At 73.5% G+C, this 14,955-nt stretch carries 12 protein-coding genes and 1 pseudogene; 9 read left to right on the plus strand and 4 right to left on the minus strand.

The features are described 5' to 3' along the window. Positions 1–27 precede the first annotated feature (27 nt). Together ACIBK9_RS39800 and ACIBK9_RS39805 are read left to right on the plus strand one after the other, a co-directional pair. Positions 28–480 (plus strand): hypothetical protein, encoded by a 453-nt coding sequence (locus ACIBK9_RS39800; RefSeq protein ID WP_397163988.1) that lies wholly within the window; start codon positions 28–30, stop codon positions 478–480. Then, positions 477–635 (plus strand): annotated as a pseudogene (locus ACIBK9_RS39805) (AbfB domain-containing protein); the annotation flags it as partial. The gene ACIBK9_RS39800 and the pseudogene ACIBK9_RS39805, both read left to right, overlap by 4 nt. A 38-nt stretch (positions 636–673) precedes the next feature. Here the strand turns inward: ACIBK9_RS39805 and ACIBK9_RS39810 are convergent. After that, the gene (locus tag ACIBK9_RS39810; protein WP_358293507.1) at positions 674–1,579 is read right to left on the minus strand and encodes a polysaccharide deacetylase; all 906 of its coding nucleotides are present in this window, start codon (positions 1,577–1,579) and stop codon (positions 674–676) included. A 107-nt stretch (positions 1,580–1,686) separates the two neighbouring features. Between ACIBK9_RS39810 and ACIBK9_RS39815 the strand changes: the two genes are divergently transcribed. Both ACIBK9_RS39815 and ACIBK9_RS39820 read left to right on the plus strand, forming a co-directional pair. Then, positions 1,687–2,241, plus strand: a complete 555-nt coding sequence (locus tag ACIBK9_RS39815) for a TIGR00730 family Rossman fold protein (protein ID WP_397163989.1) — start codon at positions 1,687–1,689, stop codon at positions 2,239–2,241. Between the two features lie 80 nt (positions 2,242–2,321). Further along, positions 2,322–4,373: a SpoIIE family protein phosphatase gene (locus ACIBK9_RS39820; protein WP_397163990.1), complete on the plus strand. Its 2,052-nt coding sequence runs from the start codon at positions 2,322–2,324 to the stop codon at positions 4,371–4,373. Here the strand turns inward: ACIBK9_RS39820 and ACIBK9_RS39825 are convergent, their stop codons facing one another. Together ACIBK9_RS39825 and ACIBK9_RS39830 are read right to left on the minus strand one after the other, a co-directional pair. Continuing rightward, complete coding sequence (locus tag ACIBK9_RS39825) at positions 4,374–7,073, minus strand: M48 family metalloprotease (RefSeq protein ID WP_397163991.1); 2,700 nt, start codon at positions 7,071–7,073, stop codon at positions 4,374–4,376. Between the two features lie 2 nt (positions 7,074–7,075). After that, a complete protein-coding gene (locus tag ACIBK9_RS39830) occupies positions 7,076–7,624 on the minus strand; it encodes a hypothetical protein (RefSeq protein WP_397163993.1) in 549 nt (182 codons plus the stop codon). 184 nt (positions 7,625–7,808) lie between these two features. On the opposite strand from ACIBK9_RS39830, the gene ACIBK9_RS39835 reads away from it, so the two are divergent. From ACIBK9_RS39835 to ACIBK9_RS39850, 4 genes are all read left to right on the plus strand, one after another. Further along, on the plus strand, positions 7,809–9,029 hold the full coding sequence (locus tag ACIBK9_RS39835; protein WP_397163994.1) for an NAD-dependent epimerase/dehydratase family protein: 1,221 nt from the start codon (positions 7,809–7,811) through the stop codon (positions 9,027–9,029). Beyond that, complete coding sequence (locus tag ACIBK9_RS39840; protein ID WP_397163996.1) at positions 9,001–9,462, plus strand: hypothetical protein; 462 nt, start codon at positions 9,001–9,003, stop codon at positions 9,460–9,462. The genes ACIBK9_RS39835 and ACIBK9_RS39840 overlap by 29 nt, the downstream gene beginning before the upstream one ends. 2 nt (positions 9,463–9,464) lie before the next feature. Next, the gene (locus ACIBK9_RS39845; protein ID WP_397163998.1) at positions 9,465–9,923 is read left to right on the plus strand and encodes a hypothetical protein; all 459 of its coding nucleotides are present in this window, start codon (positions 9,465–9,467) and stop codon (positions 9,921–9,923) included. 189 nt (positions 9,924–10,112) lie between these two features. Beyond that, entirely contained in the window at positions 10,113–11,297 is a 1,185-nt protein-coding gene (locus ACIBK9_RS39850) for an FAD-dependent oxidoreductase (protein WP_397163999.1), read from the plus strand. A gap of 168 nt (positions 11,298–11,465) precedes the next feature. On the opposite strand, the gene ACIBK9_RS39855 is transcribed toward ACIBK9_RS39850, so the two are convergent. Next, positions 11,466–13,313, minus strand: coding sequence for a S8 family serine peptidase (locus tag ACIBK9_RS39855; protein WP_397164000.1), 1,848 nt, complete (start codon positions 13,311–13,313; stop codon positions 11,466–11,468). A gap of 220 nt (positions 13,314–13,533) precedes the next feature. Here ACIBK9_RS39855 and ACIBK9_RS39860 point away from each other — a divergent pair, with 220 nt between their 5' ends. Beyond that, on the plus strand, positions 13,534–14,922 hold the full coding sequence (locus tag ACIBK9_RS39860; protein ID WP_397164001.1) for a serine hydrolase domain-containing protein: 1,389 nt from the start codon (positions 13,534–13,536) through the stop codon (positions 14,920–14,922). The last annotated feature ends 33 nt before the right edge of the window (positions 14,923–14,955 follow it).

Consider the following 14,955-nt stretch of genomic DNA (forward strand, 5'->3'; position numbering starts at 1 on the left):
CGGCTGGACTCCCGCCGGGAGGTGACCGTGAACGGTCCGCGCACGAGGAACGCGCTGCCGGCCCTCTGCCTGTCGGCCGCCCTCACCGCCTGCGGAACCCAGTGGTTCCCCCATCGCCTCCAGGCCGACCCGGCGGCCCTCGCCCAGGTCAGGGAGATCGGCCGGACAGTGCGACAGGAGCAGGCGGAGCTGGCCCATGACGGCACGATCCAAGTCGAGGACATCGTGGTGCTGGACCTCGGCGCCGCCACCTTCGAGGAGGCCCTGCGCCTGGCGCACGACCGCCTGCGGCGGCGCGGCTGGCAGGACGACGCGGACGGGCCGGATCGCCTCGGGATGAGCTCGCCCGCCTGGAAGCAGGCGTCACTCACCGTCGGCTCCCTCTGGAGCGCCGGCACCCACCGGATGCAGGCGGACGCCTACGCCGGTCGGCTGAAGTCCGATGCGGTCGTCGTGGTGCGGCTGTCTGAAACGGCGTGAGCCCGGCCCGCGTCTCGCTGCGCGCGACCACGGCCTGCTGCACCACCCGCTACCTGCGCCACCAGAACGACCAGGTGGTCACGTCGGTGATCGGTTCCGGCAGCTCGTCGCTGGACAGGAGCGACGCCACGTGGATCGTCCGCAGCGGCCTGGCCGGGGCCCGAGCCGTCCCCGGCCGGCGGCCGGGGACGGCTCAGTGCATGTCGGCCGGGCGCGCCCGCCCGTCGAAGGGAAAGCGGGCGCGGAAGTCGATCTCGGCCTCGGCCATCGACATGAACGTGACCCCCTTGTGCCCGCGCATGTACGCGATGAGCCGCTCCAGCATCAGCAGCACCTGGGGACGCCCGCTGACGTCGGGATGCAGCGTGACGGGGAAGACCGCGTAGTCCAGCTCGCGGTAGACCCAGTCGAACTGGTCGCGCCACTGCTGTTCGAGGTCGCGCGGGTTGACGAAGCCGTGGCTGTTCGGCGAGCTCTTGATGAACATCATCGGCGGCAGGTCGTCGAGGTACCAGTTGGCCGAGAACTCCACCAGGTCCACCTCCTGGCCGGGCACGAGCGGCTTCATCCAGGACGAGGCGGCCTGCTCGTAGTCGATGTGCGTCCATTGCTCGCCCTTGCGGGCGTAGAAGGGCTGGAAGTCGCGGTAGGACTGCGAGTGGTCGTAGCCGAAGCCGTAGCGCAGCAGCAGCTCGACGGTCCGCGCGGACATCTCCCACCACGGCGCCACATAGCCCCGGGGCCGGACGCCGAGCACCTTGTCCAGCACCTCCAGGCTGCGCGCCAGGACGTCCTCCTCCTGCTGGGCGGACATCGCGACCGGGTTCTCGTGCATGTAGCCGTGCGCGCCGACGTCGTGCCCGGCCTCGACGATCCGCCGCATCTGGTCGGGGAACGACTCCGCCGAATGCCCGGGGACGAACCAGCTCGTCCTGATCCCCTCGCGGGCGAACAGGCGCAGCAGCCTCGGGGTCCCGACCTCGGCGGCGAACACGCCCCGCTGGATGTCGTTGGGCGAGTCCTGGCCGCCGTACGAGCCGATCCAGCCCGCCACGGCGTCCACGTCCACGCCGAAGCAGACGTTGATGGCTTTCTTCATGGACCAGGACGTACCCCCGCCATGACGGACGGGCACCGGGCTCGACGGATCTTGGGCAGATCCTTCCCAGGTGCCCTGGCCTGGACAGGTTCGCCTACAGTTACGGCGTGAACATCTGCGTCTTCTGCTCCGCCGCCGACCTCGACGAGCGTTACACCCGCCCAGCCCGCGAGTTCGCCGAGCTCATCGGCAAGGGCGGGCACACCCTGGTGTGGGGCGGCTCCGACAGCGGCCTGATGAAGGTCATGGCCGACGGCGTGCAGGAGGCCGGCGGCCGCCTGGTGGGCGTCTCGGTCGAGTTCCTGGCGCACAAGGCCCGTCCGGGCGCCGACGAGATGATGATCACCCGCGACCTGGCCGAGCGCAAGGCGCAGCTCCTGTCCCGCGCCGACGGCTTCGTCATCATGGTGGGCGGCAGCGGCACGCTCGACGAGGCCACCGAGATCCTGGAGCTGCGCAAGCACGGCCTGCACAGCAAGCCGGTCGTGCTGCTGAACACCGCGGGCTTCTACGACGGGCTCAAGCAGCAGTTCCAGCGCATGGAGGCGGAGGGCTTCCTGCCGTTGCCCCTCGCCGAGCTGGTGTTCTTCGCCGAGGAGGCCGTCGGGGCGATCGCCTACCTGGAGGAGCAGTCGGGCCTGGTCCCGGGCGCCGGCGGCTGACCGGCCCCCGCGGCGCGCGTTCGGGGCGGATCGTGCGCGGGTAGGGGGGAGGGAGGCTGTGGCCGTCGGGGGAGGTCACGATGGGGGCTGACGGCGAGCCCGCGGGCAGCGGGCTGGCGTTCGAGGTGCTGGACCCGGCGCCGGTCGGCGTGGTGGTCGCGCGCGGCCCCGAACACCGCCTGGTCTACACCAACGCCGCCTACCGCTCCCTGTTCGCCGACAGCCGCACCGGGATGCCGGTCGAGGAGGCGTTCGCGGAGTTCGTCCAGGTGCACTTCCGCGCGCAGTTCGACCGGGTCTACGCCACCGGCGAGCCGTTCGTCACCACGGCGGAGCCGGAGTACGTCGTCGGGCCGCAGTGCGAGGAGCCGCGGTTCTTCACCTGCAGCCTGTCGCGCGTGGTCTTCGGGCCGGGCGACTACGGCGTGCTCGAAGTGGTGATGGAGGTGACCGAGCAGGTCACCGCGGCCCGCCGGATCGAGGCCCTGGCCGAGGAGCGCCGCCGCATCCTGCGCCGCTACGAGAGCCTGATGAAGGTCAGCGCGCAGATCGTCTGGGTGACCACCCGCGACGGCTACGTGCACGAGCCCAGCCCGAGCTGGGAGCGGGTCACCGGACAGCCGTGGGAGGGGCACCGCGGGCAGGGCTGGCTGAGGATGGTCCATCCCGACGACCGCCAGGACACGATCAGGTCGTGGTCCGGGGCGGTCAGCAGGGCCAGCGAGACCTGGGAGCACGTCTACCGGCTGCACACCGCCGACGGCTCCTACCGGCACTTCGAGATGCGCGCCGTGCCCATCTGCGAGAACGGTCAGGTCGTGGAGTGGGTGGGGTCGTGCACCGACATCGAGGAGCAGTGGCAGGAGCAGCGGCGGCAGCGCCTGCTCGACAGCGCCGCGGCGGCCACGGCCCAGCTCAGCAGCCTGGAGGAGATGCTCGGCGCGCTGTCCGATGTCATCGTGCCCGAGCTGGCCGACGGCTGCGGTGTCTACCTCGTCACCGACCTGACCGGCGATCGGCGCGGCGCGGTGCCGTTCGTCGTCGAGCGGCTGGCCGGCGCGGCGCGTCGCGGCCTGGTGCCGCTGTCGCCGTACAGCGAGGAGCAGCTCGACGACGGCAACGCCTTCGTGGCGGTCGTCCGCCGGCGGCGGCCCGTGCTCCAGACGTTCCCCGCCGGGTGCCCGCCGCCCGACCTGGCGCCCGCCGGCACCCGCGCGTGGCTGGCCGCCAGCGGCGCCAACAGCATGCTGGTCCTGCCGGTCGTGGTCGACGGCGCGGTGCCCGCCGTGGTCGGGGTGGTGACGTGCGGGGACCGTCCGGCGATCAACCGGGCCGACATCACGCTGCTGGGCAACATGTTCGGCCACGCCCACGACGCGCTGAGCCGGGCCATCCGCTTCCAGCGCACCCAGCAGGTCGCGCTGGCCCTGCAGTACAGCCTGCTCGCCGAGCCGCCGCGCCTGCCCGGCCTGCGGATCGTGGCCCGCTACCGGGCCAGTCCCAGCGCCGCCGAGGTGGGCGGCGACTGGTACGACTCCTTCGTCCTGCCCGACGGCGTCCCGGCGCTGGTCATCGGCGACGTGGCGGGGCACGACCTGTCGGCGGCCGTCCTGATGAGCCAGTTGCGCAACATGCTGCGGGCGCTGGCGATGGACCGCCGCGAGCCGCCCGGCGAGATCCTGACCCGGCTCAACGTCGCGATGGAGTCGTTGTCCTCCGAGGTCACGGCCACGTGCGTGTTCGCCCGCGTGGAGGAGGGCAACGGCGGCCACCGGCTGCGGTTCGCGGTGGCCGGCCATCCGCCGCCCCTGCTGGTCACCGCCCAGGGCCACGGACGTTTCCTGGAGGAAGCCGTCAGCCCGCTGCTCGGCTTCTTCGACGACGAGACCCGCGCTTCCGCGGCCGAGCCGCTGCCGCCGGGCAGCACGCTGCTGCTCTACACCGACGGGCTCATCGAACGGTCGGGCGAGCACCTGGACCTCGGTCTCGAACGGCTGCGCCGGGTGGCGGAGTCGCTCGCCGCCGAGCCGCTGGAGAGCTTCTGCGACCAGGTGCTCAGCGGCCTGCCCAGCACCGGCCTCGACGACATCGCCATCATCGCCCTGCGGCTGCCGCCCGCGCGGGAGGAGTGATCACGAGGGCAGCACGCCCGTGACCACGCACAGGCTGCGCAGAGCGTCGTGGTCGAGGATCGCCCGTGCGGAGTCCCCGGCCAGCAGGGCGGCCGCAGTCTCGCGTCCCATGGCCTGGACGGCCGGGTCGCGCGCGGCCATGGCGTACCCGGCGCTCCTGGCCATGCCCGCGATGACGCGGGAGAAGTCGCCCAAGGTGTTGGTGAACAGCAGTCCGGAGCTGACCGCGCCGACGGCCGAGCAGGCGCGGGCCGGTGGCAGCGGGCCCCGGGGAGCCGCGCCGAGCTCGCGGGCCACGGCCGCGCGATCGACGGCCACCGGCCTGTCGCCCGCGGCGGCCACCATGTTGACGGCCAGGTAGCCGAAGAGCAGCGTGGCGAGCGCGGTGGGGACGAGCGACAACACGGCGCCGACCGGCCGCCCGGTGACGCCGTTCCACGGACGCGCTCCCCAAGGCCGGGGGCCCGCGGCGGACAGCGCCTGCGCGGCGCCGCGCAGGGCGCTGCCCAGCCACGCGGCGCCGGTGCCCACGACGACCAGCCCGGCGAACCCGACCGAGAAGAACGGCCCGCTCTGCGACAGGTCGACGAGGCGCGGCAGAGGAGCCATGCAGGACGACAGATTCTCGGCGCCGCACGCCGCGATGACCAGGTGGATCATGATGAGCGGCACCAGGCCGAACACGGTCAGCAGCATGAGGATCCCGGCGCCCGCCACGACCGGCGCGGTGCCGCCCCGCCCTCCGGCCGCCACACCGAAGCAGAACGCCCCGGTCAGGGCCACGGCGGTCGCCACGACGAGCAGAGGGGCGAAGAGAGCGGCCGCGCTCTCCATGGGCACGGCCCCCGTGAGCGGCACGCCGCCGAAGGTCGAGCGCAGCCATCCGGAGAAGGGGATCATCACCCCGGCGTAGACGAGGCAGATCGCCAGCGCGGTGACGTTGACCGCCGGCAGCGGCATGCGGGGGGCCGCCAGACGGCTCGGCGGGGCGTCCCGCCAGACGGCCGCGAGGGGCCGGGGCGGCAGGCCGCGCCGCACCGCCCAGCCGATCGACGCGGTGGCGCAGGCCAGCACGACGCAGAGCTGCAACGCCGGGCTGAAAGCGGCGGTGAACAGGCCGTACCAGAGAATGTCCCAGCTCGCCGCGCTGTCGATCATCGACGCGATCATGTCGAACCAGTGGCTCAGCCACGCCCCGAAGATCACCGCCGACAGCGCCGAGCCGGCCAGCGCGGCCGTCCGGACCCGCCGGGCCAGCGGCAGCCACACCGACGCGCACAGGACCGCCCACCTCAGCATGAGCTGGAACAGGACGGCGAGCAGCGCCGCCAGCGCGACCGCGATCACGGGGGAGTCGGCCAGGACGTCGGCCCACGAGCCGGCCGCGGTCGGCAGCGGCGGCGCGACGAGCTGACCGGTCACCGTCCCCGCCGTCATCGCCAGCGCGGCGGGCAGCGTGGACGGCGGACGCGTGTGCGTGGCCTGCGCCAGCAGCCCGGCCCGCCACACGGTGCCGGCGACCGCCCCGGTGGCCAGCGCCCCGAACAGCACCCCGACGGCCAGGCGCTCCGGGCTGAACAGGGAGGCCACGGGCACCGTGAAGGTCATCTCCACGAGCTGGACGCACGGCGAGTACCCCAGTCCGAGCAGCGCGCCGGCGGCAGCGGACTCCACCACGCCGATCCGGAACAGCCGGGGCGCGCCGCGGATGACGCCGGCCCGCTCCTCGTCGCCCGGGTGGAAGGACCACGGTCCCCGGTCCCGTCGGCGCCGCCGGTTGTGCGGCCGTGACGGGCTCAGGGTGTCCAGGAGCAGCCGCTCGCCGTCCGGTGTGGCGCAGCCGCGCAGGTCGGCGTAGTACTCCCTGGTCCTGAGCACCGAGGTGCGGGCGAACCACAGCAGGGCCAGCACGGCCGCCAGCCGCCACGGCAGGACGGTGAGCAGGCCCGGCTGGACCGCCGCGAGCAGCAGCAGGGGCAGCGCGACGACCAGCAGGTACGCCCACCAGACCGCGAAGGCGAACGTGGTCAGGCCGACGTCCTTGTTGCGCAGATGGGCCAGCTCGTGGGCGAGGACGGTGTCGAGTTGCCCGGGGTCGGCGTCGGCCGCGCGCAGCAGCCCGAGGTCGAGGATGATCCGGTACCGGGGACGACGGCCGAAGGCCCGGCCGCTCGCGCTCGCGCGCAGGGTCGCGACGTACACCTCCGTCCCTGGGGCCAGGGCCCGTACGGTGTCCTCGACGCGCCGCACCACGGCGGCCATGCCCTCGTCCACCGCGAACTGGGCCAGCGGTCGGGGGCCGGAGAGCATGACCAGGCGCGGGTGCAGGAGGTGGATCACGACGGCCACCGCCAGCAGCCCGGCCACCATGCCGATCACCACCCACCCGGTGCGCGCCGAATACCGCTGGACACAGTCGATGTAGGCAGAGACCAGGACGCCGTCGGGGATCCGTCCCGCGCCGGATCCCGCGGCCAGGGCGCAGGCACGATAGCCGCGGTCAGGGCTGCCGGCGGCGTACCGGTCGAGCAGGAGCAGGTACAAGTGGACGGCGCTGGTGACCGCGACGACGATCATGAGCAGGAAGCGGGCCGTGGTCGCAGCCGGCAGCGCGAACGGGTCCAGCCGCGGAGGAGGCGGCGTCGCGGGCGTGCCGGCCCGCGCCGTCGCCTGCCGGAAGGGGCCGGCGGGCGGGGCCACGGTCAGGGCCGCGGGTCGATGAGGGCCGCGGCGAGCAGCGTGTTGACGCGCTGGGCCAGCTCCTCGGGCATCCCCGCCGCCAGCACGATTTCGGCCGCCTGCGCGCCGATCGCCGCCGCCTCGACCGCGCTGACCCTGGGCAACGGCGTGCGCTCGCCCTGCGGGGCGACGGCCGAGGTCAGCGCCCTGCGACGGCGGCGCTCCCGCCACCGGGCCCGCAGCCGGTCGACCCGTTCGGTGGTCATGCCCGTCAGCACCTCGCAGGCCACGCCGTTGAGCAGGGTCAGAACCACGCCGAGCACGAGCTGCATGCCCTCGCCCGCGTCGAAGCCGGTGGGCTGGTCGCGTTCGCGTCCGCGCAGCGTGGCGCGGACCGCGCGTCTGCGGGCGGCCGGGTTGCCGAAGAAGTCCGCGCAGGCCAGAGGCAGGAAGCGCACGTCCTCGGGGGCCACGTCGAGCAGGATCGTCCAGGCGGCCTCTTCGATGGTCGGCGCCGTACGACGGGAGCCGTCGCCGGAAATGCCGGGTTCTGGGGAGCCTGGTTCGGGCATGTCTCCTCGCCTGACTTGAACTGAGTCCCCGAATCACCCCTATGAGAGCATGTCCGCCGCTCTGCGGATACATGACCGCTGAAGGCGATCGGCCCCTTTCGCGGACGTCCCGCCGCCGGGGGAGTGTTGCGCTGGAAGTGAAGAGCGGGGGTCCGGACGGGCCGGGTGGGCCAGGATGGCAGGCATGCGGACACTTGTTCTCGGCGGCACGAGGTTTCTGTCCAGGGAGATCGCGCGGCAGGCCCGCGACCGCGGGCACGAGGTGGTGTGCGCGGCGCGCGGCGTGGCCGGCGAGCCGCCCTCGGGCGTGGAGTTCGTCCGGGTCGACCGGGCCGAAGACGGCGGGCTCGCGCCGCTGAAGGGGTCGTTCGACCTGGTCGTCGACGTCGCCAGGCTGCCCAGCCAGGTGCGGCGCGCGGTCACGGAGCTGGCGGGCCGGGCCGGTCACTACACGTTCGTGTCGTCGTGCAGCGTCTACTCCGACGCGACCCGGGTCAATCAGGTGCTGCACGACCCGTTGCCCGCCGGCGCCGACGAGAGCGACCCGGAGAACTACGGGCCGGCCAAGGTGGCGTGCGAGCAGATCCTCGGCGACGGCGCGCTGCACGTACGGGCCGGGCTGATCGTCGGCCCCGAGGACCAGTCCGACCGGTTCACCTACTGGGTCGAGCGGCTGGCGCGCGGCGGCCGCGTGCTGGCTCCCGGCTCGCCCGGCGATCTGGTGCAGCTCGTCGACGTACGCGATCTCGCGGCCTGGACGCTCGACGCGGCCCAGGCCGGGCTGACCGGCCCTTACGACGGCATCTCCATGCCCTTCACCAGGGGGGAGATGCTGGCGGGCATCGCCGAGGGGCTGGCGGTGGCGCCGGAGCTCGTCTGGGCGGGCCAGGAGTTCCTCACCGGGCACAAGGTCGAGCCGTGGGCCGGGCCGCGTTCGCTGCCGCTGTGGTTGCCGTTGCCGGAATACGCCGGGTTCATGGCCCGGGACACCTCCGCCACGCTGGCCGCCGGGCTGCGCATCCGCCCGGGTCGCCGACACCGCCCGCGACACGCTCGCCTGGCTGCGCGCCTCCGGCCACCGGGTGACCCGCGCCGGCCTCACCACCGACGAAGAAGCCGAACTCCTCCACCTGCTTCCCTGACCCCCGGTTCCCCGGTTTCCGGGCCCGGCCCCGGGCCCGGGCCCCTGATCCCTTGGCTTCCGGGCTTCCGGGCCGCATGGTCGCCCGGCTGCTCGCGGGGGCGCCGTGGCCGGGATCATGGAGGGTGTGTTGCGCGTGACGATGAACGACTCCGCGGCCGGTCTGCTCGGTGTGCCGGGCGGCCCGGCCCTGCCGGCACCGCCGGGCGGCCTCGCGCCAGGTCTGCGGGAACGGGTGGCCCAGGGGCTGGTCCGGCGGGGTGAGGTGCTCGGCTGGGCCGCCTCGACGGACGGCGCCGAACGTGCCCCCGCGCCCTTCCACGACCTCACCGGCTGGGAGTGCGACCGGAGTTCCGTGCATCTGGAGGACTTCGTCCCGGTCGAGGTCGTCACCGTCGATCACGCGCCGGTGATCGGCGACGACGGCCAGCGCGTGCTGCTGCTGCACGGCGTGGCGCTCGCCCTGGAGGTCGTCCGGCTCGCGCGCGCCCTGCACTCGCGCGGGCCGGTGCGCTGCGTCGTGACCGCGAACGAGACCAGCGCGACGTTCCGGTTCCACCAGATCAGGCCGGGCGAGAGCTGGAACGCCGCTGACCTGGACGGATACGCCGGCGACAAGGTGATCGTGGTCGATCGGGGGCCGTTCGCCGCACTCCAGGAGCATCCGGACGTGCCGGGCGCCGCGTACGATTCCTGATCGTGTCGATGAGGTTGAGCCTCGCGAAGATCGAGGCCGCGCTGCTGGAGTCCGTACGGGCCGACCCCGCCCTCATCGGGGCCGTCCTTGAGGGCCGGTCGCGCGGTCTCCCTCCAGAGACGGACGTGTTCGCGGACGACCACCGCTCGCTCACCGCCATCGCCGAGGGACGCGCCGAGGCGGAGCACGGCACCGCGCGATGGAGGCACTGCTTCCCCTGGCTGGCGGCGGCCACCGGCGAGGACGGCGCGAACGACGTGGCCGGGTGCGAGGTCGGCTATGGGCCGCCGTTCGCGCTGGATCCCGGTCAGGTGGCGGCGGTCGCGCGGGGCCTGGCCGAGGAGGGGTGGAGGTTCGGCGCCGGTCACGCGGACGGGACGTACGAAGGGCTGGAGGCGCTGGCGCCGTTCTACGCGGCGGCGGCCCGCGAGGGCAAGGCGGTCGTGGGCGCGGTGCGCTGACATCCCTCGCCCGTGGGGGCGCGGTGCGCTGACGGCCCTCGCCCATGTGCGGGGATGCGCGGCCCTGACTGTCGGCCTCGGGCCTCTGTGTGAACGTGCCGCCGGTGGTGTGGTGGGGGTGTGCAGGTTGGGGGCGGGTACCGTGCAGACTGCCCCTTGGATGGGGGTTCGGGCCTAACGTCCCGGAATATGCAGACAGTGGACGTTCTGGTGGTGGGGGCGGGGCTGGCCGGGTTGAGCACCGCCCGCCTGCTGGCCCGGCGGGGGCTGGACGTCATGGTCGTCGATCGCCGCAGGTCGTTGTCGGCCGGCGTCCGGACCACCGGGATCTTCGTACGCCGCACGCTCGACGACTTCGACCTGCCCGGCCACCTGCTCGGGCCCGGTGTCCGGGACGTCCTGCTGTATCCGCCGTCGCGGCGCTCGCCGATCCGGCTCACCAGCGACCGGGACGAGTTCCGGGTGGCCGACATGGCCGCCGTCTACGAGCACGCCCGCCGCGCGGCGGAGTCGGCCGGCGCCCGCGTCCTGCTGGGCGTCCGCTACACGGGCACCTCATCGGGCCTCGTACGCCTGGAGCGCACAAGCGGCGCGGAGGGCGCGGAGGGCGTGGACGGCGTCGTGGGGGTGGAGGTGGTGGGGGTCAGGTTCGTCGTGGGGGCGGATGGGGCACGGTCGCGGGTGGCGCGTGATCTCGGTCTCGACGTCAACCGGCGCTTTCTCGTCGGCGCCGAGATCGTCCATGCCGTCGCGCCGGGTTCGGGCGTTCCGGCGTTCCACTGCGTGCTGGATCCCCGGGTGGCTCCGGGGTACCTCGGGTGGGTGGTGGACGACGGGCGGCACGCCCATGTGGGGGTCGCGGGGGAGCCGGGGGCGGTGCGGGCCGGCGTCCGCCGTCTGCTGGACGCCTTCGCCGCCGACGCGCCCGGTCGCGCGACGCCCGCCGGGCCGGTCGAGCGCCGGGGAGGCCCGATCCCGGTCGGGGGCGTGCTGCGGCGGCTGGCGTGCCCGGACGGGCTGCTGGTCGGGGACGCGGCGGGCGCGGTGTCGCCCCTGACGGCCGGTGGGCTGGACCCTTGCCTGCGGATGTCCGAGCTGGCCGCGTCGGTGATCGCCGACTATCTGCGTACCGGTGACCGAGAGGTGCTGAAGCGGTACGACGGGGCCGCGCTGCGGGCCCGGTTCCGGGGCCGGTTGTTGCTGCGGCGGCTGTCGGCGGGGATCCGGTCGCCGGTCGCGGCGGAGGCCGCGGTGACCGTCCTGCGCACCCGTCCCGGCCGGGCGCTGGCGGCGCGGATCCTGTTCGGCGACGGCTCCTTCCCCGAGCTCGAACCCCGGCTCACGGCGGGGGCGGGCACGGTCCGGCGACCCTGACGATCCCCGGCGAGCCAGGCTCGTGAGCGGCCGCAGCGGGGCCGGGCGCGGCGTGCCCGAGATCGGGTCTAAACGCGGATGGGGGAGCGCGATCCCGTGTGGGAGAAGGTGGGAGGCCGGAGAACGGGGGCGACCCCGTGTGGGGCACGGGGTCGCGGAGGTGTGGGGTTACGGCTTGGTGTAGCCGCCCGTGTAGGCGCCGCTTCCGCTGTACGCGTACACGCGGATGCGGTAGGTGCCCGCCGTGCCGTTGTAGGTCAGCGACTCGTCAGGTCCGCTGCCCGCGCTGCTGGCCACCGTGGTCCAGCCGAGGATGCCCTGCTTCTGCAGGTACAGGTCGAAGTCCACGCCGGAGGGCCCGTCGAGGCACGCCCGGTGCGTCCCGGCGGCGGCCGTGTAGCCGGAGCTGTTCGGGTAGTACACGTTCTGCCCGCTGGTCAGGTTGCCGGAGAACGGCGTCTGGTAGCCGGTGCAGTTCCCTGGGGTGGTCCCGACCGTGATGCTCTTGCTGGTGGAGTTCGTGGCCCCGCCGTTGTCGGTCACGGTGAGGGCCACGGTGTACGTGCCCGCGGCGGCGTAGGTGTGCGACACGGTCGCGCCGCTGCCGGTGGAGCCGTCGCCGAAGGTCCACGCGTAGGAGGCGATGCTGCCGTCCGGGTCGCTGGAGCCGGAGCCGTTGAACGAGCACGCCCGCGTGGTGTTGTCGCACGACTGGGTGAAGCTGGCCACCGGCGGCTGGTTGCCACCGGTCGTCGGCGGGTACTGCGTGGCGTCGTGCACGTCGAGCAGTGGCTCCTTGACCCCGTCGCTGGCGTCGTCGGTCCAGTTGAGGTTGCCCGTGGCCTTGAGCTTGTCCCGTACGGCCAGCGCCCCCGCCCGGGTGGTGGGCTTGTTCGAGCCGCTGGTCAGCACGGCCGCGGCGCCCGCGACGTGCGGGCTGGCCATGGAGGTGCCGCTGATGGTGTTGTAGCCGCCGTTCATCCACGTGGAGTAGATGCAGGTGCCGGGGGCGGCGACCTCGACCGTGGTGCCGTAGTTGGAGAACCAGGCGAGGGTGTCGTCGGTGTCGGTCGCGCCGTCGGTGCGGCACGGCACGGTGATCGTGCCGACCAGGCCGCCGGGCTGGCCGTCGAAGTCGGTCACGGCCGAGACGGTGACGACGTCGGGGTGGTTGGCGGGGAAGAAGCCGGAGGCGTCGGCCGAGCTGTTGCCGGCGGCCACGACGACGACGATGCCCGCGTTGGTGGCGTTCGTGATCGCGTTGCTGATCGCGGAGCTGCTGCAGCCCTGGCAGCCGAGGCTCAGGTTGATGACCTCGATCGTGCTCGCCCTGGCCACGACCCAGTCGAGACCGGCGGCGATGCCGGCCAGCGTGCCGGAGCCCGCCGAGTTGAGCACCTTGACGGCGTGGATGCGGGCGCCGGGGGCCACGCCGACCGCGCCGACGGAGTTGTCGATGGCGCCGATCGTGCCGGCCACGTGGCTGCCGTGCCCGTTGTCGTCGTCGCCGGTGCCCGAGCAGACGCCGCTGGTGCAGTTGGTGCTGGCCACCACGTTCAGGTCGGGGTGGTCGAGGTCGACGCCGGTGTCCACGACCGCCGCGTCCACGTCGACGCGGACGTCGTCGGTGCCGTCGATGTCGAGGTTGATGTTCTGGTCGGCGAAGATGCGCTTGATGCCGCTCGGTACGGTCTGCGCGAAGGCGTGCACCTCGTGGTCGGGCTCGACGGTGAGCACACCGGGATCGCCCTTCAGCTTGGCGGCCTCCTCGGGGGTGAAGAGGGCCGAGTAGCCGTTGAAGGCGTACCGGTAGGTTCCCACCAGCACGCCCTTGTGCGCCGTGACCTGCTGCTGCGCCTCGTTCGCCACCTGCGCCCGCGACACGCCAGAGAGCTGGACGATGTAGCGCTGCTGGTCGGCGGCGGCCGGGGAGTCGGCCTCGGCGGCGGTGGCCCAGCCGGACAGTGCCAGGCAGACGCCGGAGGCCAGGGCTAACAGGGTTGAGATTCGACGCATGGAAACGCCTTTCTCCGGGGGTGACATGAGCTGTGCTCATGCGGCTTGTGAGCGGAACATCGCATATGACAGCGAGTCAGGCAATACTGAAATATCTGTCATAGATCACATCGGTCTGGGTCGTTCCGACGAAGAACCGGGGCCGTCATAGTGACGGTGGACGAACCGGGCGGTCCCCGCCGGCTCTAGGGTCGGGCGGAGTCGACCAGGGGGGACACCGGTGCCGGAGCTGGAGGAGATCGATGCGTGGCTGCGTCACCGGCTGGCGGGACTGCTCGCCGAGAACCAGGTGCCCGGGGCCGCCGTCGCGGTCCACGCGGGCGGCCGGACGGTCGAGGTCGCGGCCGGGACGCTGAGCACGGCGACGGGCGTCGAGGCGACCCCCGGCTCCCTGTTCCAGATCGGCTCGATCACCAAGGTGCTGACCGCGACGCTGGCCATGCAACTGGCCGACGAGGGCCTGCTCGACCTGGACGCGCCCGTGCGCGACTGCCTCCCGGCGTTCCGGATCGGCGACGAGCGGGCCGCCCGGCGGATCACCGCGCGCCAGCTCATGTGCCACGTCGCGGGCTTCGAGGGGGACGTCTTCACCGACACCGGCAAGGGCGACGACTGCGTCGAACGGTTCCTCGACGTCCTGCACGACGTGCCGCAGCTGTTCGAGCCCGGCGAGATGTTCTCCTACAACAACGCCGGCTACTGCGTGCTGGGCCGGATCATCGAGGTCGTGCGGGGCAAGCCGTTCGACGCGTGCCTGCGCGACCACCTGCTCACGCCGCTCGGCATGACCCACGCCGCCTGCGACCCGTACGAGGCGATCGTGCACCGCACGGCGGTCGGCCACGTCCAGCGCACGCCGGACGGCCCGTACCGGCCGACCCCGGTGTGGGCGCTGGCCCGCTCGAACGCGCCCGCCGGGTCGATGCTGGCGATGCCGCCGCGTGACCTGCTGGCCTTCGCCCGCATGCACCTCGCCGGCGGCACCGGCCCGGACGGAGCCCGCGTGCTGAGCGCGGAGAGCGTCGCGGAGATGCGGCGGCCGCAGGTCAGGTTGCCCGACTTCGCCCAGGGCACGGCCTGGGGCCTGGGCTGGGAGCTCTTCGACCGGCCCGGCGGCGCGGTCTTCGGCCACGACGGCAGCACCGTCGGCCAGGCGGCGTGCCTGCGCGTGGCGCCGGGGCGCGACGTGGCCGTGGTCGTCGTCGCCAACGGCGGGCGGACGCGGCCCGTGTTCGCCGAGATCACCGGCCGCGTGCTGGGCGAGCTGGGCGGGGTCGAGCTGCCCGCGCCGCCGGTGCCCGGCCCGGCCCCCGTCCCGCCCGCGAACGCGGCCCGGTACGCCGGCACGTACACGTCGAGCACCTGCGAGACGGAGGTGACCCTGGACGGCGCCGGGCGGCTGTGGCTGAGCCGGACGCCCGTGGGCATCACCGCCGCCCTGGACGAGGTGCCGTACCGCACCGAGCTGGCCGCCTGGCGCGACGACGTGCTGATCCCCCTCGAACCCGAGCGCGGCGCGCACGCGCCGATCGCCTTCCTCGGCGACGACGGGACCGGCCGCGCCCTCTACCTGCACGACGGCCGCGCCGACCGCCGCACGTCCGGCTGACCCCGCGAGAACGGCCCGCCCGCGCACAGCGCC

The sequence above is a fragment of the Nonomuraea sp. NPDC050227 genome, assembly GCF_044459705.1.
In the GTDB taxonomy this organism is placed as follows: Bacteria; Actinomycetota; Actinomycetes; order Streptosporangiales; family Streptosporangiaceae; genus Nonomuraea.

Bases quoted from the DNA above. Each gene is read 5' to 3' on its own strand.
- ACIBK9_RS39810 (WP_358293507.1), bottom strand. From the start codon at position 1,579: ATGAAGAAAGCCATCAACGTCTGCTTCGGCGTGGACGTGGACGCCGTG.
- ACIBK9_RS39820 (WP_397163990.1), top strand. From the start codon at position 2,322: ATGGGGGCTGACGGCGAGCCCGCGGGCAGCGGGCTGGCGTTCGAGGTG.
- ACIBK9_RS39830 (WP_397163993.1), bottom strand. From the start codon at position 7,624: ATGCCCGAACCAGGCTCCCCAGAACCCGGCATTTCCGGCGACGGCTCC.
- ACIBK9_RS39835 (WP_397163994.1), top strand. From the start codon at position 7,809: ATGCGGACACTTGTTCTCGGCGGCACGAGGTTTCTGTCCAGGGAGATC.
- ACIBK9_RS39850 (WP_397163999.1), top strand. From the start codon at position 10,113: ATGCAGACAGTGGACGTTCTGGTGGTGGGGGCGGGGCTGGCCGGGTTG.
- ACIBK9_RS39855 (WP_397164000.1), bottom strand. From the start codon at position 13,313: ATGCGTCGAATCTCAACCCTGTTAGCCCTGGCCTCCGGCGTCTGCCTG.